Below are 21,014 nucleotides of genomic sequence, written 5' to 3' on the forward strand. Positions count from 1 at the left end.
CTGCGCAGCAGGTCGGGAAGGGGATCCAGGAGTGAGCGCGGCGGCCCTGGATCCCCTTCCCGGCGCTGCGCGCCGCCGGGGATGACGGGAGGGTGGGGCGGCTGTTTCAGCCCCCTCGCCGTCATTGCGAGCCGGAGGCGAAGCAATCCAGTCTAACGTCCGGGCGCTCCGCGCGGCGCCGGGGCCAATCCCAACCGCCTGGATTGCTTCGCTGCGCTCGCAATGACGGGAGGGTGACTCCGGCCTGTCCACCGCCTCGCCGTCATTGCGAGCCGGAGGCGAAGCAATCCAGTCTAAGGTCCGGGCGCTCCGCGCGCCGCCGGGGCTAATCCCAACCGCCTGGATTGCTTCGCTGCCGCTCGCAATGACGGGAGGATGGCCCCGCGATCCAGCGCCGCGCCGGCATCTCCATGCGCCTCGGCTTGCGCCCGACCAAACTCCCCTTAGACTGCCCGGCGGAGGCCGCACGCGCCCGGTTGGGCGCAGAAGGCGGCGGGAGGAGCAGTCTTATGGTCGTTTCACGCACCGCCCTTTTGGCGGGAACCGTGCTTGCATGCGTGGCCGTTCCGGCCGTCGCGCAGGAGTTGAAGATCGGCGTCGCCTCCGAGGCGACCTCCGTGGACCCGCATTTCCACAATGTGGGGCAGAACAACGCCCTGCGGCGGCACATCTTCGAATCGCTGGTGTTCGTGGACGCGGCGCAGAAGCCTTATCCGGGGCTGGCGACGTCCTGGAAGGCGGTGGACGACACGACCTGGGAGTTCAAGCTGCGGCCCGGCGTGAAGTTCTCCAACGGGCAGGACTTCACCGCGCGCGACGTGGTGTATTCGGTGTGCCGCATCCCGACCGTCGAGAATTCGCCCTCCAACTTCACGATCGCCACCAAGGGCATCGAGGCGATGGAGACGCCCGACCCGCTGACGCTGGTGGTGAAGACCAAGGGCCCCTACCCGCTGATGCCGCTCGACATGGGCGTGTTCGGGATCATCTCGGCGCAGGCGAGCGGCGCCGGCGCGGACCTGAAGTTCAAGAAGGGCGGCTGCGAGGGGCTGGGGACGCCGCCGAAGTCGGTGGACTTCAACGATCCCGCCAAGGCGATCGGCACCGGGCCGTTCAAGCTCGCCGAATACACGCGTGGCACCCGCCTGGCGCTGGAGCGAAACGACGGCTACTGGGGCGCCAAGCCGCACTGGAAGACGGTGACGTTCCGGCCGATCACCTCGGCCGGTCCGCGCGTCGCCGCGCTGGTGTCGGGCGACGTCGACATGATCGAGAACCCGCCGATCCAGGATTTCGACCTGGTGAAAAAGGCCGGGCTCACCATCGTGCAGGGCCTGTCCAACCGCATCATCTACGTGCATCTCGACCAGTTCACGGGGGCGGACTGGAAGACGCCGGGCGTGAAGGGCACGGATGGCAAGAACCCGTTCCTCGACAAGCGCGTGCGCCAGGCGATGTCGAAGGCGATCAACCGCGACGCGATCGTGGACCGCATCATGGGTGGGGTCGCCAAGTCGGCCGGCGAGCTGCTGCCCGTGCCGCTGTTCGGCACGAGCGAGGACCGCAAGCCCGAGAAATACGATCCCGAGGGCGCCAAGAAGCTCTTGGCCGAGGCCGGCTACCCGAACGGCTTCGAGCTGACGCTGGGCTCGCCCAACGATCGCTACATCAACGACGAGAAGGTCGCGCAGGCGGTGGCGCAGATGTTCACCCGCGTGGGCATCAAGACGGGCGTCGACTCGATGACGGCCTCGACCTTCTTCAGCCGCCGCAACAAGTACGAGTTCTCGGCCTATCTGGCGGGCTGGGGCGCGGACACGGGCGAGATGTCCAACTCCATCGTGGCGCTGATCGCCACGCAGGACGCGGCGCCCGGCTTCGGCAACACCAACCGCGGCCGCTACTCCAACAAGACCGTGGACGAACTGACCAAGAAGGCGCTCACCACCATCGACGACAAGGAGCGCGAGAAGCTTTTGCAGGAAGCCTCCAAGGTCGGCATGGAGGACTACGGCATTATCCCGCTGCATTTCGAGGTGACGCCCTGGGCGTTCCGCAAGACGGTCACGTACACGCCGCGGGTGGACCAGTACACGCTGGCCTATGAGGTGAAGCCGGCGCAGTGAGCAGCTTGGCGGCGGTTGCGAAGGCCCTCACCCCAGCCATCTCCCCGTGCCGGGGAGAGGGGGCGCAGCGCGGCGGCGGCGCCGCACTTCCCCTCGCCCCGTTACGGGGAGAAGGTGGCGCGGAGCGCCGGATGAGGGGATACCCCGGCGCTCAACGGAGCTCATGAATGCTCGTCTACTTCATCCGGCGGCTCGGACAGGCGGCGCTCGTGGTGGCCGTGATGGGCGCCATCGTGTTCGTGTCGATCTACATGGTCGGTAACCCGGTGGACGTGCTCGCCAACCCGAACGCGGACGCCAAGGATATGGCCGAGATCGCCGGGCGGCTGGGGCTGGACAAGCCGCTGCACGAGCAGTTCGGCCTGTTCGTCTGGAATGCGCTGCATGGCGACCTGGGGCGCTCCTTCGTGTTCAACGAGCCGGCGCTGAAGCTGATCATCCAGCGCATGCCGGCGACGCTGGAGCTCGCCTTCGCGGCGCTGGTCGTGTCGGTGCTGATCGGCATCCCGCTCGGCATGCTGGCGGGGCTGCGGCCGCATTCGCTGTGGGGCCGCGGGATCATGACGGGCTCTATCCTGGGCTTCTCGCTGCCGAATTTCTGGATCGGCCTGATGCTGATCCTTCTGTTCGCCGTGCAGCTGCGGTGGCTGCCGTCCGGCGGGCGGGGCGAGACCGTGACGGTGCTGGGCGTGCCGGTGAGTTTCCTCACCCTGGACGGGCTGCGGCACCTCGTGCTGCCCGCCTTCACGCTGGCGCTCTACAAGGCCGCGCTGGTGATCCGGCTGGCGCGGGCCGGCACGCGGGAGGCCATGCTGCAGGACTATGTGCGCTTCGCGCGCGCCAAGGGGCTCTCCCCGGCGCGGATCATCCTGGTGCACGTGCTGAAGAACATCATGATCCCGATCACCACCGTGCTCGGGCTGGAGTTCGGCGGCATGATCGCGTTCGCGGTGGTGACCGAGACCGTGTTCGCCTATCCGGGCATGGGCAAGCTGCTGATCGACAGCATCGGCCGGCTCGACCGGCCCATTATCGTCGCCTACCTGATGATGGTGGTGGTGGTGTTCGTGGTGATCAACTTCGTGGTCGACCTCGTCTACGCCGCGCTGGACCCGCGCGTGCGCCTCTCCGAACAGGGCTCGTGACATGACGCAGGCCCTCCCGCAGGACCTCACCTCGGCGCCCTCGGCGCCGATCCGCGCCGAGCGGGGCGAAAGCCTGCTGCGCCGGCGCTTGTCGGAGTATTTCGACACGCCGCTCGCCTTCGTGGGCGCGGGGCTGCTCGTGCTGCTGCTTGTCGTGGCGATCGCCGCGCCCTGGATCGCGCCGCAGAACCCCTACGACCTCGCGCAGCTCGACATCATGGATGGGCGGCTCGCGCCCGGCGAAAAGGCCGCGGCGGGCTTCACCTACTATCTCGGCACGGACGAGCAGGGCCGGGACATGCTGTCGGCCATTCTGTACGGCCTGCGGATCTCGCTGTTCGTGGGCGTGGTCTCCACCCTGTTCGCCTGCACGATCGGGGCGTCCATCGGCGTTGCGGCCGCCTATGCGGGCGGCAAGGTCGAGACCTTCGTGATGCGGGTCGTGGACCTGCAGCTCTCCTTCCCGGCCATCCTGATCGCGCTGGTGCTGCTGGCCGTGTGGGGGCGCGGGATCGACAAGGTCATCATCGCGCTCGTGATCGTGCAGTGGGCCTATTACGCCCGCACGGTACGCGGCTCGGCGCTGGTGGAGCGCGGGCGCGAATATATCGAGGCGGCGCGATGCCTCGCGCTGCCGCGCAGCCGGATCGTGTTCCGGCACCTGCTGCCGAATTGCCTGCCGCCGCTGATCGTGGTCGCGACCGTGCAGGTGGCGCACGCCATCGCGCTGGAGGCGACGCTGTCGTTTCTGGGCGTCGGCGTGCCGGTGACTGAGCCTTCGCTGGGGCTGCTGATCAAGAACGGCTACGACTATCTGCTCTCCGGCAAATACTGGATCTCGACCTATCCGGGCGTCGCGCTGGTGATCGCCATCGTGGCCATCAACCTCGTGGGCGACCGGCTGCGGGACGTGCTGAACCCGAGGCTGAGCCGATGAGCCCGGTCCTCAAGGTGCGCGATCTCGCGGTGTCGTTCGGGACGCGCGAGGGGGCCGTGCGGGCCGTGGACGGCGTCAGCCTCACGGTGAACCGCGGCGAGGTGCTGGGATTGGTGGGCGAGTCCGGCTCCGGGAAGTCGGTGACCGGGCTCTCGATCATGGGGTTGATCGACGCGCCGGGGCGCATCACGGCGGGCTCGATTCAGTTCGAGGGCCGCGAGCTCGTGGGGCTGCCCGAGAAGGAGCTGCGCACGCTGCGGGGCCGGCGGATCGCGATGATCTTCCAGGACCCGATGACGACGCTGAACCCGGTGCTGCGGGTCGACACGCAGATGATCGAGGCCATCCGGGCGCACGAGGCCGTCTCCGAGAAAGCCGCGCGCGACCGGGCCGCGCGGGCGCTGGCGCGGGTGGGCATTCCCTCGCCGGAGGAGCGGCTGCAGAGCTACCCGCACCAGTTCTCGGGCGGCATGCGCCAGCGCGTCGCCATCGCGATCGCGCTGCTGCACGGCCCTGCCCTGCTGGTGGCGGACGAGCCCACGACCGCGCTGGACGTCACCATTCAGGCGCAGATCCTGGCCGAGGTGCAGCAGCTCTGCGCCGAGACCGGCACGGCGCTGGTGTGGATCACGCATGATCTCGCGGTGGTGGCCGGGCTCGCCGACCGGATCGCGGTGATGTATGCGGGGCGCATCGTCGAGGACGGGGCCGTGGATGCAGTGCTGGACTCGCCGCGCCATCCCTACACGGCCGGGCTGATCGGCTCCGTGCCGAGCCGCAACCGGCGCGGCTCGCCACTGGCGCAAATCCCCGGCATGACGCCCTCGCTCGCCAACCTGCCGCCCGGCTGCGCCTTCGCGCCGCGCTGCCCTCGCGCCGACGCGGCCTGCCGCATCGAGGCGCCGCCCTTGCTGGCCGAAACGGGCGGGCGGGCGTTCCGCTGCATCCATCCGCTCACGGCCGAAGTGGTCGCCGCATGAGCGAGCCGATCGTCTCCATCGAGGGCGTGTCGAAACGCTTCACCAAGCGGGTCGACCTCGCCGGCAAATTCGCCAACCTGCTGGGCGCCGGGCTGCGCGACCAGGTGGTGCGCGCCGTGGACGGGGTTTCGCTCGACATCCGCCCCGGCGAGGTGCTGGGCCTCGTCGGCGAAAGCGGCTGCGGCAAGTCTACGCTCGGGCGCATGGTCGCCGGCATCATGGACCCGACCGAAGGCGCCATCCGCTACCGGGGGCAGGACGTGGCGCGCCTCGACGGGCCGATGCGGCGCGAGGCGGACCTCGCCATCCAGATGATCTTCCAGGACCCGATGGCGTCGCTGAACCCGCGCATGCGGATCGACGAGATCGTCGGCGAGGCGCCGGTGGTGCACGGCCTCATCCCGGAGAGGGGCAAACGCGACTACGTGGCCGAGATGCTGTCGCGCGTGGGGTTGGACCCGGCCGTGATGGGCCGCTACCCGCACCAGTTCTCGGGCGGCCAGCGGGCGCGCATCGGCATCGCGCGGGCGCTCGCGGTGAAGCCGAAGGTGCTGGTCTGCGACGAGGCCGTGGCCGCTCTTGATGTGTCGATTCAAGCGCAGGTGCTGAATCTCTTCATGGACTTGCGGCGGGATCTTGATCTCACCTACCTGTTCGTGTCGCACGACCTCGGCGTGGTGGAGCACATCGCCGACCGCGTCGCCGTGATGTATCTCGGCCGCATCGTCGAGCTCGCGCCCGCGGACGCGTTGTTCACCCGGCCTAACCACCCCTACACGCAGGCCCTGCTCTCCGAAGTGCCGCGCCTCGACGCGCGCAAGCGCCGCTTCACGGCGCTGAAGGGCGAGATCCCCTCCCCGCTTCATCCGCCCGCCGGCTGCCACTTCCACCCGCGCTGCCCCAAGGCGATGTCGATTTGCCAGGAGGGCCGGCCGCCGCTGCTGGAGGTCGGGCCGGCGCATGCGTCGGCGTGCCGGCTGAACGAGGTCGCGGCGGTATTGTAACCACGCCGTCCTTGCGAGCGTAGCGAAGCAATCCAGGCGCCGGGCATGGAGCGCGATGCCCGGCGCCTGGATTGCTTCGTCGCTTCGCTCCTCGCAATAGCGGCGGAGAGATGCCGCTAGACCCCCAGCGCCCTCGCGCGGGAGCTGGCGATGTGCTGCTCGACGGCCGCGACCGCGCCGGCAGGGTCGCGGGCGTCGAAGGCGTCGAGGATGCGCATGTGCTCGTGCATGACCGAGACGAGCAGGCGGTCGAGGATGCGGACGCGCTCCTCGCGGATGAGGCGGATCTTGATGCTGTTGACCCGGTAGGCGTTGGAGATGATGTCGTTGCCGAGCGCGTCGATCACGGTGTCATGGAGGCCCCAGTCGACCGCCTGGGCCTCGGCGATCAATGCGGGCGTGATTTCTTCTGCGGCGCGTCGGAGGATGTCCTCGTGAGCAGCGCGCAACTCGCGCAGGGTCGCATCGCTGGCGCTGGTCGCAAACAGCGCGAAGGCCTCCTTCTCCATGAAGAGGCGGAACTGGAAGGCGTCGCGGATCAGCGTCAGGTCGATATGGGCGATCTGCATGCCACGCTGCGGCACGGTGCGAATCAAGCCTTCCGCCTCCAGCCGCGGCACGAGCTCGCGAATGGCGCCGAGCGGCAGGCTTGTGAGCTCCACGAGTTCCCGCTGCGAGACGAACTGCCCGGGCCGGATGTTGCGGGCGAGCAGATGCTGCGTGAAGGCGTCATAGGCGCGCTCACGCAGCTTCAGCGGCTCCCGCTCGATCTCGATCCGTTCGTTCATGGTTGGCCCTTGGTTAGGCCGTTCAGGCCTTCCTCCTGTCATTGCGAGCCGAAGGCGAAGCAATCCAGCCTTTGATCTGCGCCTGGATTGCTTCGTCGCTGCGCTCCTCGCAATGACGGAGCGTCAGGCTGCCTTGGCGCCGACGATACGGTCGAAGCCGGCGGTGAGATCACGCGCCTGCTGGGCCGAGAGCGGCTCCAGCGGGGGGCAGACATTGAGCCAGGCCGGGTCGTTGGTGCGATGCGCGATGAGCGCCTTCACGGCGGACATCACCGGGTACTGGCAGACGAGGTCCACGATCTGCTTGACGCGCGGATCTTCGCGGCCCTCGTTGGCGACCGGGGCGAGGATGTCCGGGATGAAGTTGGCGCAGCCGCAAATCGTGCCCTGCGCGCCCTTGCGGACCGCGCCGGCAAGCTGGCGCTCGTCGCCCACCAGGATGGCGAGGTCGCCATGCTGCTCCAGCAGGCCCGCAGTGTTGGCGGCGTCGCCGGACGAATCCTTGACCCCCGCGATCACGGCCGGGAAAGCCTTGCGCAGGCGGCCGATGAGGTCGGCCGAGAGGCCGACCGCCGTGACGGACGGGATATGGTAGAGAAACACGTCGCGCACGCCCGGGGTGCGCTCGAAGAACTTCGAGAACCAGGCGAACACGCCGTCGTCCGACACGCCCTTGAAGTAGAAGGCGGGCGCGACGAGCAGGCCCTTGCAGCCGGCGTCCAGCGCCATGCGGGCCTGGGCGGCCGCCTCGTCCAGCGACGCGGACGCGACGCCGACCAGGATCTTGTCGGCCGTGATGCCGGCGCCCTGCAGCGCGCCCAGCATGGCGGCGCGCTGGCTGAGGCCGATGGATGCGCCCTCGCCCGTGGTGCCGCAGAGCGTGACGCTGCCGGCGCCGTTTTGCAGCACCCAGTTGGCGTGGCTGGCGATGCGGCCGAGGTCGACCCTGGCGTCGGCGCCGAACGGCGTCGAGAGCGCGACCGAGAGGCCGAAGCGTTGTTGGGTTGGCTGCACGAGAGTTCTCCTGGTTCGTTTCGCGCCGGGCGCTTAGCGTGTGATCACTGACATGTCGGTGGAACGCGGAGGGAGCCCGCGCGGGGCTCCCGAGTGACTTAGCCGTCCTTCAGGCCTCCCGAAGACAGGCCGGCGACGATCTGGCGCTGGGCCAGGACGGTGAGCAGCAGCACCGGCAACGTCACCAGCAGGGCCGCGGCCGCGAGCGGGCCCCAGGACAGCTGCTCGAAGGTGAGGACGTTGTAGACGGCCGCCGGCAGCGTGCGGGTGGTCTTGCCGCCCAGCACCACCGAGAAGATGAAATTGTTCCACGAGAAGATGAAGGCCAGGATGCCGCCCACCACGAGGCCAGGCTTGGCGAGCGGGAACGCGATGTAGCGGAAGCTCTGCCAAGGCGTGCAGCCATCCACCAGCGCGGCGTCCTCGAGATCGGTGGGGATGTTCTCGAAATAGCCGATCATGATCCAGACGATGATCGGGATCGTGATCACCAGATGGGTGATCAGCAGGGCAGGTATGGTGCCGACGAGGCCCAGCCACTGGAACGCCATGAACAGCGGGATGAGGTAGCTCAGCGCCGGCGTCATGCGGGCGATCAGGATCAGGATCGCGAACTTGGCCGACTTCGACCGCGCGATGCCGTAGCCGGCCGGCACGCCGACGAGCAATCCCACGAACACGGCCCCGCCCGTGACCAGGATCGAGTTCCAGAGATACAGCAGGAAGTTGTTGCGGGCGAAGACCTCGACGTAGTTCGCCAGCGTCGGCGGGTTCGGGATGAACACCGGCGGCCAGGCCGTGTTGTCGACCTCGTTCTTGAACGACAGCGACAGCATCCAGAGAAACACCAGGATGGCGGGCGACACGAGCACGAAGACCGAGAGGAAGAATCCCGCCTTGGTGAGGATGTTCTTCGGCGTCAGGCGGCGCGAGCCGACGATGGCGCTCATGGGCGTGCTCCGGTCGTGATCTTGACGCTTGGGTGGCCGTCATCCCCGGCGGCCTGCGAAGCAGGCCGGGAAGGGGATCCAGGGGCCGCCAGTGCGGTATTGGCCGCAGCCCGAGCCCAGTCTCCTGGATCCCCTTCCCGCGCCTGCGGCGCGCCGGGGATGACGGCGGAGAGATGGAGAGCAGACATCATGGTCTTCCCCATCACGCGTTCCACTTCGTTTTCTGGCGCGAGTAGAGCAGCAGGAGGCTCAGCATCACGATGATGACGAAGAAGATGACCACCACCGCGGAGGCGTAGCCGATCTTGTAGAACTGGAAGGCCTGCAGGTAGAGGAAGATGTTCAGCGTTTCGGAGGCCGTGCCGGGGCCGCCTTCCGAGATCACGAAAATGATGTCGAAGGCCTTCAGGGCGTCGATTGTCCGGATGATCAGCGCGATCATGATGAAGGGCCAGAGCAGCGGCAGCGTGATGTAGCGGAACATGTGCCAGCCGTTGGCGCCGTCGATCACGGCCGACTCGTACGGCTCCTTGGGCAGGCCCGCGAGGCCGCCGAGCACGATCAGCATCACGAGCGGCGTCCAGTGCCAGACCTCGACCATCACGAGCGTGGGAATCACCGTGTTGGGGTTGAACACCCACTCGGAGGGGCCAATGCCGACCTGCTGGAGCAGGTAGTTCAGCACGCCCAATTGCGGGTGGAACATCATCTTCCACACCAGCGACACCGCGACGGGCGTCGCCATCATGGGCATCACGAAGATGGTGCGCAGCAGGCCGCGCATCGGGAACTCGCGGTGGAACACCAGCGCGGCGGCGGTGCCGAGCACCACCGGCAGCACGACGCCGAGCACCGTGAAGTAGAAGGTAATCCACAGAGATTCACGGAAGCGGCTGTCCGCCGCCAGCGTGCGGAAGTTGTCGAGGCCGACAAAGTCGATGCCGCCGCCGATTTTCCAGTCCTGCACGGACATGAACATCGTGAACAGCCACGGGAATACGATCACGGCCGAGATGATCACGGCCGCCGGCATCGCGAAGACCCAGTACTTCCGGGAGAAGTCGTGGGGCTTGCCGCTAGGCGGCGTCGTGGCGCGCGGCGCCGCGACGGTGCGGGGGAGAGCGGCGGGGGCCGTGGTCTCGGTCATGAACGCTCTCTTGTGCTGTCCTGGAGTGCGGCGGCCTCAGCGGACCGCGAGCCTCCTGGCTCGCATTCTCACCGCCGCCGGAAGGGTGCGAGCCGGAGGCTCGCGGTCCAGGTCAGGGCCGCCCAGCCGGTCAGCCGGGCGGCCCTGGTTCTCAGCCCTGCTCGGACTTCTCGAGCACAGGCTTGAAGGTCTCGGTCGCCTTGCGCAGCTCGGTCAGCGAATCGGCGCCCGAGAGCGTGTTGGTGAGCGCCACGCCGAAGATGTCGCGGAACTCGGTGACCGGGATGATCTGCGGCAGGCCGGGCCGACCAATCTTGCCGGAGTTGGCCATGCAGTCGAAATAGTCCTTCGCGAAGGTCTTTGACTGGACGCCCTCGGGGTTCTTGAACGGCGACTGGCGGCCCGGAGCGCCCGCGCCGGCCTTCAGCATGGCCAGCTGGTTCTCCTTGTTGGTCGCCCATTGGATGTAGTACCAGGCCGCGCCCTTCTTCTTGGACGCCTGGGCGATGCCCATGCCGTCGCAGAAGATGGCCGAGTGATGCGCCTTCGGGCCGGGCGGGGTGACGCCGTAGCCGACCTTGCCGACGATCTTGGACTTGGTCGGGTCCTCGAGCGGGGTGGCGAAGCCGATTCCGTCGAGCCACATGGCGGCGCGGCCCTGCGCGAAGGTGGTCTGGCACTCGTTCCAGTTAAAGCCGATGGTGCCCGGAGGAGCGTATTCCTTGTTGAGCTTGCGGTAGAAGTCCGCCGCCCACACGGCCTCGGGGCCGTCCGTGTTGAGCTTGCCGGTCTTGGGATCGATCGTTTCGAGCCCCTGGCCGAGCAGCCAGCTGGTCCAGACCGGGATGTTGGCGTTCTTCAGGCCGCGCGACACGAAGCCGGCGACGCCCTTGGACGGGTCATGCAGCTTGGCGGCCGCGGTGACGATGTCGTCCATCGACTTCGGGTATTCGAGGCCCTTCTGGGCGAACATTTCCTTGTTGTAGTAGAGCATCCAGAAATCGACGAAGTGCGGAATCGTCGTGATCGCGCCGTCGGCCTGGGTGGCGAAGTTCATGCCGGCCGAGCCGAAGTCGGCGAGGTCGAACTCCGGATTGGTCATCTCGGGGTTGTTCAGGAGCGGCCGCAGGTCGTCCACCCACTTGCCCTTGTAGGCCAGGCGCTTCTGGACGTGGAGGGCGAGAAGCACGACGTCGAAGGTCGGACGACCGGACGTGAACTCGATCATCGCCTTCTGGCGCTGCTGCTGCTCGGGGATCTGCTCGGACGAGACCTCGATGCCGGTGAGCGCGGTGAACTCCTTCTCGGCCGCCTGCAAGAGGTCGGACCGGGGGTTCTTCACCATCATGACGTCGATCTTCTCGCCCTTGAAACGCTTCCAGTCGAACTTCGACTGGGCGTTCGCGCGCGACACGATGGCGGGCGCAGCGACGGCGCCGGCGACGAGGGCGGTAGTTTTCAGAAGATCGCGACGCGACAGGTCGCCGAACGGCAGCTTACTCATCAAGGTCCTCCCCAGGACTGTTTTAGCGACACGGTGACCCGCGCCTTTGGCCGTTAGTCGCACGCGGCGCCACGGTCCAATTCAACCTTGGGGAGAGCCTAACCGGTTTAGAGCCGGCGTCAACTGACATGTTAGTTGGTGGGCACCGGTGCGGTCGCACGTCAATGGCCTAATCAACGCAAAAAAAAGGGGGCAGCGCATGGCCACCCCCTTCCTGCCCTCCCCCGCTGCGCGGGAGAGGTATCATTCCGGGTACTTTGCCTTAGCGGCTCGGGCGACCTTCGCGGCGCGGCTGGCCGTTGGGCTTGCCGCCCTGCGGGCGCGGCGTGCGGTTGGCGGCGCCGTTGCCCCAGAGCTCCAGCGCGCGAGCGCCGTCGGGACCTGCGGGGGCGCCATTGCGGCGCGGCTCAGCCTGACGCTGGCCGGCGCTGTGGTGCTCCCCTGCGGGGCGCGGGCGCTGCTCGGCGCGGGGCTGCTGCGGGCGAGCCTCGCCGGTGCGCTCAGCCTGGGGGCGACCCTGTGCAGGGCGCTGGCCCTGAGCCGGGCGGGCGCCCTGGGCGGGACGCTGGCTCTGGCCAGCCGGACGCGCCGGACCGCCGGAGCGGCCGTTGCGGTTCTGCTGGCTGCGGCCGTTGCGCTGGCCACCAGCGCGCTCGTCGCGATGACGCTCCTCGCGCGGCATGGAGGCGGCGCGCTTGGCCTCTTCCTCGGCGGCGGCCGCAAGGCCGGCCGGGAGTTCCGCCTGCGGCACCTTCTGGCGGGTCACCCGCTCGATGTCGCGCAGGAAGGCGCGCTCCTCACGGTCGCAGAACGAGATCGCGATGCCGGCTGCGCCAGCGCGGGCCGTGCGGCCGATGCGGTGGACGTAGCTCTCGGGCACGTTCGGCAGGTCGTAGTTGATGACATGCGAGACGGCGTCGACGTCGATGCCGCGGGCCGCGATGTCGGTGGCGACCAGCAGGCGCGTCTTGCCGGCGCGGAAGTCGGCCAAAGCGCGCTCACGGTGATTCTGGCTCTTGTTGCCGTGGATCGCCGCAGCGTTGTGGCCGGCGGCCACCAGCTTGCGGACCACCTTGTCGGCGCCGTGCTTGGTGCGGCTAAATACGAGCGCACGATCGATCGAGGCGTTGTTGGTGAGCAGCAGGTGCAGCAGCGCCTGCTTGTGCGCGGTGTCGACGAAGAGCACCGACTGGTCGACGCGCTCGGCCGTGGTGGCGACGGGCGTCACCGAGACCTTCACGGGGTTCTTGAGCAGCCGGTCGGCCAGGTCCGCGATCTCCTTCGGCATGGTGGCCGAGAAGAACAGGGTCTGGCGCTGCGCCGGCGCGGGGATCATGGCGATCAGCTTGCGGATGTCATGGATGAAGCCCATGTCGAGCATCTGGTCGGCTTCATCGAGGATGAAGGTCTCGATCTTCGACAGGTCCACGGCGCGCTGATTGCACAGATCCAGCAGGCGGCCGGGCGTGGCGACGAGCACGTCGACGCCGTTGGCCATCTCGCGGATCTGGCGGTTCACCGGAACGCCGCCGAACACCACGTTGGCGGTGAGCTTCAGGTTCTTGCCGTAGGTGCGGAAGCTCTCGGCGATCTGGCTGGCGAGCTCGCGGGTGGGGCTCAGCACCAGGACGCGGCAGCCCTTGCGGGCGACCTGACGGGGATCGTCCGTCATCCGCTGCAGCAGCGGCAGCGCGAAGGCGGCCGTCTTGCCGGTGCCCGTCTGGGCGATGCCGAGGAGGTCGTGGCCGGCGAGAACGGAGGGGATCGCCTGGGCCTGGATCGGGGTCGGAGCAGTGTAGCCCTCGGCCGCAAGCGCGTCGAGGATCGGGCGGCTAAGGCCCATTTCAGAAAAGAGGGTCAAGGAAAAATCCTGGAACGGAGGTTCAAGAGGAGTCGGACTCGAACGCCCGGGACGGCTTGAACCGTTCCGGTCGGAGGACGCCCCGCGTGTTCAGGGAAGTCTTTGGAAAGCCCAGGGCCCCGCTTCGCTATGGAAGCCGTAACCCAGACGGTCGGCAGGTCGGATCGATCGATCCGCACACGCAGCCTGTTTCGCCGATAGCCGACGTACGACGATGCATATGAATGCTGCGGCGCAAAAAGTCAATGGCCGGTTTGCGCCGCCCTCTCAAGCCTTGGGGCGAAACGCCTTGCAGTGCTGCGGATTCGTTTCGAAATAATCGCCCCCGATCAGGTCCACGCAGTAGGGCACGGCCGGGAACACGGCGTCGAGGCAGGTGCGGATGGCCGAGGGCTTGCCAGGCAGGTTGATGATCAGCGTCCGGCCGCGCGTTCCGGCCATCTGGCGGGAGAGGATCGCGGTCGGCACCTCGCGCAGGCTCGCGGTGCGCATGAGTTCGCCGAAGCCGGGCAGGATGCGGTCGCATACGGCCTCGGTCGCCTCCGGGGTGACGTCGCGCAGCGCCGGGCCGGTGCCGCCGGTTGTGAGGATGAGGCTGCAGCCCTCCCGATCGGCGAGGTCGATCAGCGCGGCCTCGATCTGGTCCTGCTCATCCGGCACGACGCGGGCAACCGGTCGCCACGGCGACTGGAGGATGTCCGACAAAGCCGCCACGATGCCGGGGCCGCCCTTGTCCTCATATTCGCCGCGGCTGGCGCGGTCCGAAACGGTGAGGACGCCGACCGGCGCCGTGCGAACTTGATCTCGGCTGCTCATCGCGGCGCCTTCCTTCGGTTGCATTATTTTCAGTCAGCACGGGAACCAACTTGCCTAATTCGCGTTGAGTTGAGTTTCTGTGCGCCATAACGGACCAAAAACCGTCATCCGGCGTTGAACCTGATAGCAAGTCGAGGAAACGGACTGAAGCAGGGCACGGTCACACAACGGAGCTTTCCCTTGGCGTATAGAGTCAACTGTCTATACGCAAACGAACGATAAATGGTGGCGGCGTATAGATTCAGCAACGCAGACCTGATCGTTATGCAAGTCAGAGAACTTCCTCGTTGACAATGCCGCCGAATATCGTTTGCTTCCCCGAAAAATCACAAGGGGCGCCGGGTGCGAAGCGTAGACGCTGACAACATTAGAACACTGCCGCTGTTCAAAAACATGCAGGATGAGAAGTTCGAAGCTCTCATTCAGCCTGCTTTTCTCCAGCGATTCCCTCCTCATGTAACGCTCTTCGAGCGGGGACTGTCGCCGGACTTTCTCCACATCGTTCTGGAAGGTTCGGTCGAGCTCTTCGCGCGGCATGACGATCGCGAAACGACGGTGGGCGTCATCCGTCCCGTCACGGCCTTCGTTCTTGCAGCGCTTGTGCGCCAGCAGCCGCTCCTGACCGCTGCGAGAACGCTCGAAAGCTCGCGAATCCTGATGATCCCGGCGGAAATCGTGGTCTCGACCATTCGCACCGACATCGGCTTCGCCAATGCGGTCGCGGACGAGATCGCGGGCGCCTACCGGGGCATGGTGAAGGAGCTCAAGAGCCAGAAGCTGCGCACCAGCGTCGAGCGCCTGGCGAACTGGATCCTGCGCGAGCAGAAGGGCCATGGCGACGTCGGCGAGTTCGATATCCCGTTCGACAAGCGCACCCTGGCGGCGCGCCTCGGCATGACTCCCGAGAACCTGTCGCGGAACTTCGCCACCCTCACTCGCCACGGCGTCGAGGTTCAGGGGCGGACGATTCGGATCAAGGATCGCGACGCCCTCGTGACGCTCGCCAACCCGGATCCGCTGATCGACGATCCCGAGCTGATCTTCTGATCCACGCCCCGGCGTGCGCCATGCGTTAGCGACGTTTCGGCGTCGCGTCCCGCCCCACTGGCGGCGCGTGTCCGGCACGCTTACATTGGGCTCTCCCTGGATCGAGCGCTTTGCGCTATCGATCCCCGGGAGAGGTTCGTGATGACCCACCCTTCGGCGCCCCCGCGCGCTGCTCCGCTGGACTTGTTCGCCCTGGCCGAAGCCTTGGGCGCGATCGCGGTTTCGGCTGGCCCGGCGATCATGGAGCATTACTGCCGTTGCTCCCACGCGACCAAATCGGACGGCAGTCCGGTGACGGCGGCTGACCTCGCTGCGGAAGCCGTGATCCTGCCTGCGCTTTCGCGGCTCATGCCCGATACGCCGATCCTCTCGGAGGAGCAGGCTTCGTCCGGCAACGTCCCGCGCTGCGGGCAGGACTTCCTGCTGGTCGATCCCCTGGACGGCACGCGCGAATTCATCGACCGCAATGGCGAGTTCACGGTCAATATCGGCCTGATCGCGGCGGGTCGCCCTGTGGCCGGCGCCGTCTACCAGCCCGCCAAGGGCGTGCTGTGGATCGGCGGCGGCGGACGCGCGCAGGTGATGGCCGTCGCGCCCGGCGCATCGATGCCGGCCGAAGGGCAGCGCCGCGAGATCCGGGCCCGCTCGGCGCCCGGCCAGGGCGAGGTCGCGCTGGTCAGCCGTTCGCATCTCGATCCCGACACCAAGGCGTTTTTGGCGACGCGCCCCTGCGCGTCGACGCTGACGGCCGGCTCGGCGCTGAAGTTCTGCATGCTCGCGCAAGGCGACGGCGACGTTTATCCGCGCTTTAGCCCCACCATGGAGTGGGACACGGCGGCCGGACACGCCGTGCTGGCGGCCGCGGGCGGCGACGTGCTCGCCCCGGATGGCGGGCCGCTGTGTTACGGCAAGGCCGAAGAGGGATTTCGCAACGGCGCCTTCGTGGCCTGGGGCCGGCGCCTGCCGCCGGACGCCGCCGCGCATGCCTGAGAGTGTATTGGGCCGCCGCGCATGAACGGTTCGGAGGGCGTGCAGGCGCGCGCCCCTTCCGCCACCCTGTGGCTTTGGCCGCTGCTGGCGACGCTCGGCATCCAGACCACCAGCGCCTTTCTGAGCAGGCTGGTCCCGACGGTCGCCCCCGTGATGACGGCCGCCACCGGCCTCGCACCGGAATCGATCGGCGCCATCGCGGGCGCGGGGACGTTCGGCTCCATCATCTTCCTGATGATCGGCCACCCGCTGATCCGTCGTTTCGGGCCGATACGCACGCTGCAGATAGGGCTGCTGCTCGGCGGCGCTGGCGTGGCGCTTCTCACCCCGCCCTGGGCGCTTGCGCCATTCCTCGCCAACATGCTGCTGGGGCTGGGCTATGGGCCATCCGCGCCCGCTGGCAGCGACATCCTGCTGAAACACGCGCCGCCGGCGCATCGCACGCTGATCTTTTCCTTGAAGCAGGCAGGCGTGCCGCTGGGCGGCGTGCTGGCCGGGCTTGCGCTGCCGTTCCTCGTGGAGCGGATGGACTGGCGCATGGCGCTGATCCTGGTCGGGCTCGTCCCGATCGCGACCGTGCTCGTCGTCCAGCCGATCCGCGCCAGCGTCGACCGGGACCGCGACCCGGGGCAGCCGGTCGGGCCCGGCGTCCTGTTCTCGCTTCACACGATGCTGGGCCCGCTGCGGGCCGTGATCTCGTCGCCGCCCTTGCGCGGGCTCTCGCTGGCCGGTTGCTGCTTTGCGGTCGGCCAGGGCTCGTTGTTCGCCTTCACGGTGACGTGGCTGGTCGGGCTCGGCTACGACCTCGTCACGGCCGGCCTCGTTTTCGCGGTGATGCAGGCGACCGGCGTGTTTGGCCGGGTCGCGCTGGGCTGGGTGTCAGACCGCTGGGGGTCGGGCGTCCGCACGCTCCTGATCAACGCCCTCGCGGCCGCGGCCACGATGGCGGCGTTTGCCGCGCTTTCCGCCGCGTGGCCACTCTGGCTCGTCATGGTCGTAGCCGGCGTCGCAGGCGTGACGGTGTCGAGCTGGAACGGCGTCCACCTGGCCGAGGTCGCCCGCCACGCGCCCAAGGGGCGGGTGAGCGAGACCACCGCGGGCGCGACCATCGTGACCTTCGTGGGCTACGTGGTCGGGCCGGCGAGTTTTGGCTTGATCACCTCGACGTTCGGCGGCTACCCGGCTGCGTTCTCGGCGGTGGCGCTCGTCCTGCTGGTCGCTTTCGCGAGCCTGGTTCGGTCGGCCCGGCAGGACGCCGCGGCGTCTTGAGCCGCAACCGCCGAGCCTCTCACCTCAGCTTGTCGGCGAAGAATTCGAGCGTGCGCGCCCGCGCCAGATCGGCCGAGGGCTTGTCGTAGCTGCCGCGCGCGTCGCAGTTGAAGCCGTGGTCGGCCGGATACACGAAGACCGACATTTGCGGGAAGGTCTCCTGGATCTTCTGCACGTCCGTGAGCGGGATGTGCTTGTCCTTCTCGCCGAAGTGCAGAATCGTCGGCGCCTTGGGGATCTCGCCGAGGTTCGAGGCGATCATGCCTCCGTAATACCCGACCGCGGCGGCGACGCCCGGCAGGCGCGCGGCCGCCATATAGGCGAGCGATCCGCCCCAGCAGTAACCGACGACGCCGACCTTGCCGGCCCCGGACACCGCCTCGATGGCGGCCGCCGTATCGGCGAGCGCGCCGTCCAGCGTCGTCTGCGCCCGGATGTCGACGCCCTGCTTCATATCGTCCGGCCCATAGCCGAGTTCGATCTTTGGCCGCACGCGATCAAACAGCGCCGGCGCGATCGCCAGATACCCTTCGGCCGCAAAGCCGTCCGCCACCCGGCGGATGTGGTCGTTGACGCCGAAGATTTCCTGCAGGACCACGAGCCCCGCCTTGGGCGTTCCCGTCGGCTGGGCCCGATAGGCGTCGATCGTGACGCCGTCCGACGCAGCCAGTTTGATCCAGTCGCCCATGGCAGTTCCTTTGCCGAGATCCTTGCGCCCCCTCCCCTGCTTAGCCCGCATGGCGGATGGAATCCATGGCCCGGGAGCAGGACGGCGAGGCGGAACCGTACCGGGGCGCATGGGTTGTCACGCCACACGCATCAACCGAAACGGGAGCTCCCAATGGTGGAGAAGAGAGACGATCAGGCGGCTCGGGACAAGGTTCTGTCCCTGATCAAGGACGCCCATATCGCGATGATGGCGACCCGCGGCGAGGACGGCCACCTGCATTCTCGACCGATGGGCACGAAGACGGTCGAATTCGACGGTAACCTCTGGTTCTTCACGGACATCGACTCGCCGAAGGTGATCGAGATCCGCCGTGACCCGCAGGTTCTGGTTACCTACTCGGACGAGAGCAAGCAGAACTACGTCTCGATCTCGGGCGTGGCCGAGGTGATCCAGGATACGGCGAAAACCAAGGAACTCTGGAGCGAGGCCATGCGGACCTGGTTCCCGAAGGGCGCCGAGGATCCCAAGATCGGCCTCATCAAGGTGAAGGTCGAGGGCGCCGAATATTGGGACAGCCCTTCCAGCACCATGCTGTACGCCTATGGCTACCTGAAAGCGGTGACGACGGGAGAAAGACCGAATGGCGGCGAAAACGCCACGGTCCGTTTCTGAGAGGGTCCGCGCCATGTTCACGGGAAATCAGGTCTGGGCGGCACGCGTGCTGGCGGGCCTTTCCCGTGAGGACGCGGCCGAGCGCGCCGGCATCAGCCTGGATGCGCTCGCGGACATCGAAGCCCGCGGCGGATCGCCGATCAGCCCGGACGAGGCCGTGACGATGCGGCTGATCTCGGCGCTTGGCGCGGCCGGGGTCGAGTTTGACGACGGGCCCGGCGTTCGCTTGCGCGGCGCCGCGGACGAGGGCCTGAGGCCCGAGGACCTGAACGCCGAGAACGACGGGTAACCGCAACGACGCACAAAGAAGGGGCCGCCTGGAAGGGCGGCCCCTTTTGGTGTTCAGGCCCGTGCGTCACGGTGACGATCAATCCTCGACGGCGTCATCCTCCTCGGTTTCGGCGAGCACGTCGTCGAGCGCGTCGGCGAGGATGTCGATCTGGTCGCGCGTCGCCGTGAGGTCGAGCACTGCGCCCTCCTCGGTTTCGATGCGCATGTGGAACACGCCGTCGCTTGGCGTGACCGTGAACTTGCCGAGCGACTGCGGCTTGTCGGTTTGGGTCTGGGCGGCCATGGGATCTCCTGTCGCTGGAGGCCCCTCAACGCCCGAGCGCGCGAGTGGATCCGGGTTGTGATGGCTCATGGTCCGGACCGTCCCGCCGGACGATCCGGAGCCAAACATCAGCCGAAGAACAGCATCAGAACCGGCGTGACCAGGAACGCGCCCGCCACCACCCAGGCGGCGCTCTGAAGCCGCGTGTCCGGGTTGGCGAGGTTGCGCACGCCGCGCGCCACCTTGCCGGCCGACATCGTCCAGCCGTTCATGCACGAACAGAGAAGACGATGGGCGTCGTCGTCGGTCATTTCGAAGTAGTCGATCGCGTCGCCCAACCGGTCGCTGGCCAGCCCATCGGCCCGCAGGACCTTGTCCTCGAAGGCGACGGTCAGAGGCGAGTCGGGCGAGCGCATCTGCACGCGCTCGGCGGCGGTCTTGGTCTCGATTTCGCCCAGCGAGCGCAACCTGCGCGCCGGATCCTGCTCCAGCAGCGTCGCCCAACGCTCGAGCCGCTCGCGGCGGGTCAAGACCGGCCGGGCGGCGACCCGCACATCGGCGACATCGCGCAGCTTGTCGAATTCGCGGTATTCCATGACCTTCTCCCACAGGGCAGAAGATCGACTAGCCGGAACGCGACCGGCTTTGGCCGATCCTCGTTAGGAACCCCCGTCCCACCGACGCTCGAAGCTTCCGCCCGAGTTGCGGCAAGATTGCGATGACGTTCCAGAATGGGACGTTCTTTGTCGGGGCCGGGATGCCGCTCGTCAGGCGGCGAATTTGAGCCCGAGGATCCCGGCCACGATCAGGCCGATGCAGACGAACCGCGCCGCCGTGGCGGGTTCGGCGAACAGAACCACGCCAAGGATCGCCGTGCCGACGGCGCCGATGCCCGTCCAGACCGCATAGGCGGTGCCGATGGGCAGGTCCTTCAGCGCGACGCCGAGCAGGCCGAGGCTGACGCCCATGCTCGCCAGGGTGGCGAGGGACGGCCAGAGGCGGGTGAAGCCGTGGGTGTATTTCAGCCCGATGGCCCAGCCCACTTCAAACAGGCCGGCTAGGAGCAGATACAACCAGGACACTCGCGCCTCCATAGGGCCGCCGCGGATCGGGCTTGTGGCTTATGCGAGCAGAAGCGGGCGCCAGGCAAGCCGGCGCGCTGTTTGGAGTCGCGCCTGACGCGGCGCGTGGTCGCGGGCGGGTCCACTATCGACCGCTCGGGCGCGCCTTCCGGCTCCCCCAACCGGAGGCTGTGGCGCCGACGGCACGCACCTTCGGTTGCGGTGAACACTGGCCCGGATCATGCAACGCTCGCGCTGGACCATGGTAGCATCGGTCCAGTCGGGGGTGATTCGATGCGGACACGCATACTACCCTTCGGAAAGTCGGTCGCGGTACGCCGCCGCCGCCCGCGCGCCACGTGGCAGCCGCAATCAGTTCCCAGCTTCTTGTGGGAGCCTGGATGGGCGAGCAGTGCCGGTGTCGCCGACGCAACCCTTGTCCGCTCCAAAGGTTATCGCTGCGTTGAGGCGCCTTGAACC

Annotated in this window: 21 protein-coding genes; 10 read left to right on the forward strand and 11 right to left on the reverse strand. The window is 67.7% G+C overall.

What is annotated here, in order from left to right; all coding sequences use genetic code 11:
- The first annotated feature begins 509 nt into the window (after window positions 1-509).
- The 5 genes from AC1DSZ_RS17580 (at window position 510) to AC1DSZ_RS17600 (ending at window position 6,192) form a co-directional block, all read left to right on the forward strand.
- Entirely contained in the window at window positions 510-2,126 is a 1,617-nt protein-coding gene (locus tag AC1DSZ_RS17580) for an ABC transporter substrate-binding protein (RefSeq protein WP_476839651.1), read from the forward strand.
- Between the two features lie 167 nt (window positions 2,127-2,293).
- The gene (locus tag AC1DSZ_RS17585) at window positions 2,294-3,271 is read left to right on the forward strand and encodes an ABC transporter permease (protein ID WP_476839652.1); all 978 of its coding nucleotides are present in this window, start codon (window positions 2,294-2,296) and stop codon (window positions 3,269-3,271) included.
- Between the two features lies 1 nt (window position 3,272).
- Window positions 3,273-4,208: an ABC transporter permease gene (locus tag AC1DSZ_RS17590; RefSeq protein ID WP_476839653.1), complete on the forward strand. Its 936-nt coding sequence runs from the start codon at window positions 3,273-3,275 to the stop codon at window positions 4,206-4,208.
- The gene (locus tag AC1DSZ_RS17595; RefSeq protein WP_476839654.1) at window positions 4,205-5,188 is read left to right on the forward strand and encodes an ABC transporter ATP-binding protein; all 984 of its coding nucleotides are present in this window, start codon (window positions 4,205-4,207) and stop codon (window positions 5,186-5,188) included. Before AC1DSZ_RS17590 ends, AC1DSZ_RS17595 begins: the two co-directional genes overlap by 4 nt.
- Complete coding sequence (locus tag AC1DSZ_RS17600; RefSeq protein WP_476839655.1) at window positions 5,185-6,192, forward strand: ABC transporter ATP-binding protein; 1,008 nt, start codon at window positions 5,185-5,187, stop codon at window positions 6,190-6,192. The genes AC1DSZ_RS17595 and AC1DSZ_RS17600 overlap by 4 nt, the downstream gene beginning before the upstream one ends.
- 116 nt (window positions 6,193-6,308) lie before the next feature.
- Here the strand turns inward: AC1DSZ_RS17600 and AC1DSZ_RS17605 are convergent, their stop codons facing one another.
- The 7 genes from AC1DSZ_RS17605 to mog all read right to left on the reverse strand — a co-directional run bounded on the left by AC1DSZ_RS17605 (window position 6,309) and on the right by mog (window position 14,272).
- A complete protein-coding gene (locus AC1DSZ_RS17605; RefSeq protein WP_476839656.1) occupies window positions 6,309-6,980 on the reverse strand; it encodes a GntR family transcriptional regulator in 672 nt (223 codons plus the stop codon).
- 123 nt (window positions 6,981-7,103) lie between these two features.
- The gene (locus AC1DSZ_RS17610) at window positions 7,104-7,994 is read right to left on the reverse strand and encodes a dihydrodipicolinate synthase family protein (protein WP_476839657.1); all 891 of its coding nucleotides are present in this window, start codon (window positions 7,992-7,994) and stop codon (window positions 7,104-7,106) included.
- Between the two features lie 98 nt (window positions 7,995-8,092).
- Window positions 8,093-8,917 (reverse strand): carbohydrate ABC transporter permease, encoded by an 825-nt coding sequence (locus AC1DSZ_RS17615; protein WP_476839841.1) that lies wholly within the window; start codon window positions 8,915-8,917, stop codon window positions 8,093-8,095.
- A 229-nt stretch (window positions 8,918-9,146) separates the two neighbouring features.
- Window positions 9,147-10,091 carry a carbohydrate ABC transporter permease gene (locus tag AC1DSZ_RS17620; RefSeq protein WP_476839658.1) on the reverse strand — a complete coding sequence of 315 codons (945 nt, stop codon included), beginning with the start codon at window positions 10,089-10,091 and terminating at the stop codon, window positions 9,147-9,149.
- Between the two features lie 151 nt (window positions 10,092-10,242).
- Window positions 10,243-11,595: an ABC transporter substrate-binding protein gene (locus AC1DSZ_RS17625; protein WP_476839659.1), complete on the reverse strand. Its 1,353-nt coding sequence runs from the start codon at window positions 11,593-11,595 to the stop codon at window positions 10,243-10,245.
- A gap of 262 nt (window positions 11,596-11,857) precedes the next feature.
- On the reverse strand, window positions 11,858-13,456 hold the full coding sequence (locus AC1DSZ_RS17630) for a DEAD/DEAH box helicase (RefSeq protein ID WP_476839660.1): 1,599 nt from the start codon (window positions 13,454-13,456) through the stop codon (window positions 11,858-11,860).
- Between the two features lie 267 nt (window positions 13,457-13,723).
- Window positions 13,724-14,272, reverse strand: a complete 549-nt coding sequence (gene mog, locus AC1DSZ_RS17635; RefSeq protein WP_476839661.1) for a molybdopterin adenylyltransferase — start codon at window positions 14,270-14,272, stop codon at window positions 13,724-13,726.
- A 342-nt stretch (window positions 14,273-14,614) separates the two neighbouring features.
- Here mog and AC1DSZ_RS17640 point away from each other — a divergent pair, with 342 nt between their 5' ends.
- From AC1DSZ_RS17640 to AC1DSZ_RS17650, 3 genes are all read left to right on the forward strand, one after another.
- Entirely contained in the window at window positions 14,615-15,319 is a 705-nt protein-coding gene (locus tag AC1DSZ_RS17640) for a helix-turn-helix domain-containing protein (protein WP_476839662.1), read from the forward strand.
- A gap of 141 nt (window positions 15,320-15,460) precedes the next feature.
- Complete coding sequence (gene cysQ, locus AC1DSZ_RS17645) at window positions 15,461-16,309, forward strand: 3'(2'),5'-bisphosphate nucleotidase CysQ (protein WP_476839663.1); 849 nt, start codon at window positions 15,461-15,463, stop codon at window positions 16,307-16,309.
- A gap of 21 nt (window positions 16,310-16,330) precedes the next feature.
- A complete protein-coding gene (locus AC1DSZ_RS17650; RefSeq protein ID WP_476839664.1) occupies window positions 16,331-17,578 on the forward strand; it encodes an MFS transporter in 1,248 nt (415 codons plus the stop codon).
- Between the two features lie 19 nt (window positions 17,579-17,597).
- Here AC1DSZ_RS17650 and AC1DSZ_RS17655 read toward each other — a convergent pair whose 3' ends face one another.
- Window positions 17,598-18,266: a dienelactone hydrolase family protein gene (locus AC1DSZ_RS17655; protein WP_476839665.1), complete on the reverse strand. Its 669-nt coding sequence runs from the start codon at window positions 18,264-18,266 to the stop codon at window positions 17,598-17,600.
- 153 nt (window positions 18,267-18,419) lie between these two features.
- Between AC1DSZ_RS17655 and AC1DSZ_RS17660 the strand changes: the two genes are divergently transcribed.
- Complete coding sequence (locus AC1DSZ_RS17660) at window positions 18,420-18,920, forward strand: pyridoxamine 5'-phosphate oxidase family protein (protein ID WP_188516768.1); 501 nt, start codon at window positions 18,420-18,422, stop codon at window positions 18,918-18,920.
- 13 nt (window positions 18,921-18,933) lie between these two features.
- The gene (locus tag AC1DSZ_RS17665; RefSeq protein WP_476839666.1) at window positions 18,934-19,209 is read left to right on the forward strand and encodes a helix-turn-helix domain-containing protein; all 276 of its coding nucleotides are present in this window, start codon (window positions 18,934-18,936) and stop codon (window positions 19,207-19,209) included.
- Window positions 19,210-19,287: 78 nt separating this feature from the next.
- On the opposite strand, the gene AC1DSZ_RS17670 is transcribed toward AC1DSZ_RS17665, so the two are convergent.
- The 3 genes from AC1DSZ_RS17670 to sugE all read right to left on the reverse strand — a co-directional run bounded on the left by AC1DSZ_RS17670 (window position 19,288) and on the right by sugE (window position 20,555).
- The gene (locus tag AC1DSZ_RS17670) at window positions 19,288-19,494 is read right to left on the reverse strand and encodes a hypothetical protein (RefSeq protein WP_476839667.1); all 207 of its coding nucleotides are present in this window, start codon (window positions 19,492-19,494) and stop codon (window positions 19,288-19,290) included.
- Window positions 19,495-19,601: 107 nt separating this feature from the next.
- Window positions 19,602-20,069, reverse strand: coding sequence for a hypothetical protein (locus AC1DSZ_RS17675; RefSeq protein WP_476839668.1), 468 nt, complete (start codon window positions 20,067-20,069; stop codon window positions 19,602-19,604).
- A 171-nt stretch (window positions 20,070-20,240) separates the two neighbouring features.
- Window positions 20,241-20,555 (reverse strand): quaternary ammonium compound efflux SMR transporter SugE, encoded by a 315-nt coding sequence (gene sugE, locus AC1DSZ_RS17680; protein WP_476839669.1) that lies wholly within the window; start codon window positions 20,553-20,555, stop codon window positions 20,241-20,243.
- Window positions 20,556-21,014: the final 459 nt, after the last annotated feature.

Source organism: Alsobacter sp. P4_H11 (genome assembly GCF_056400925.1).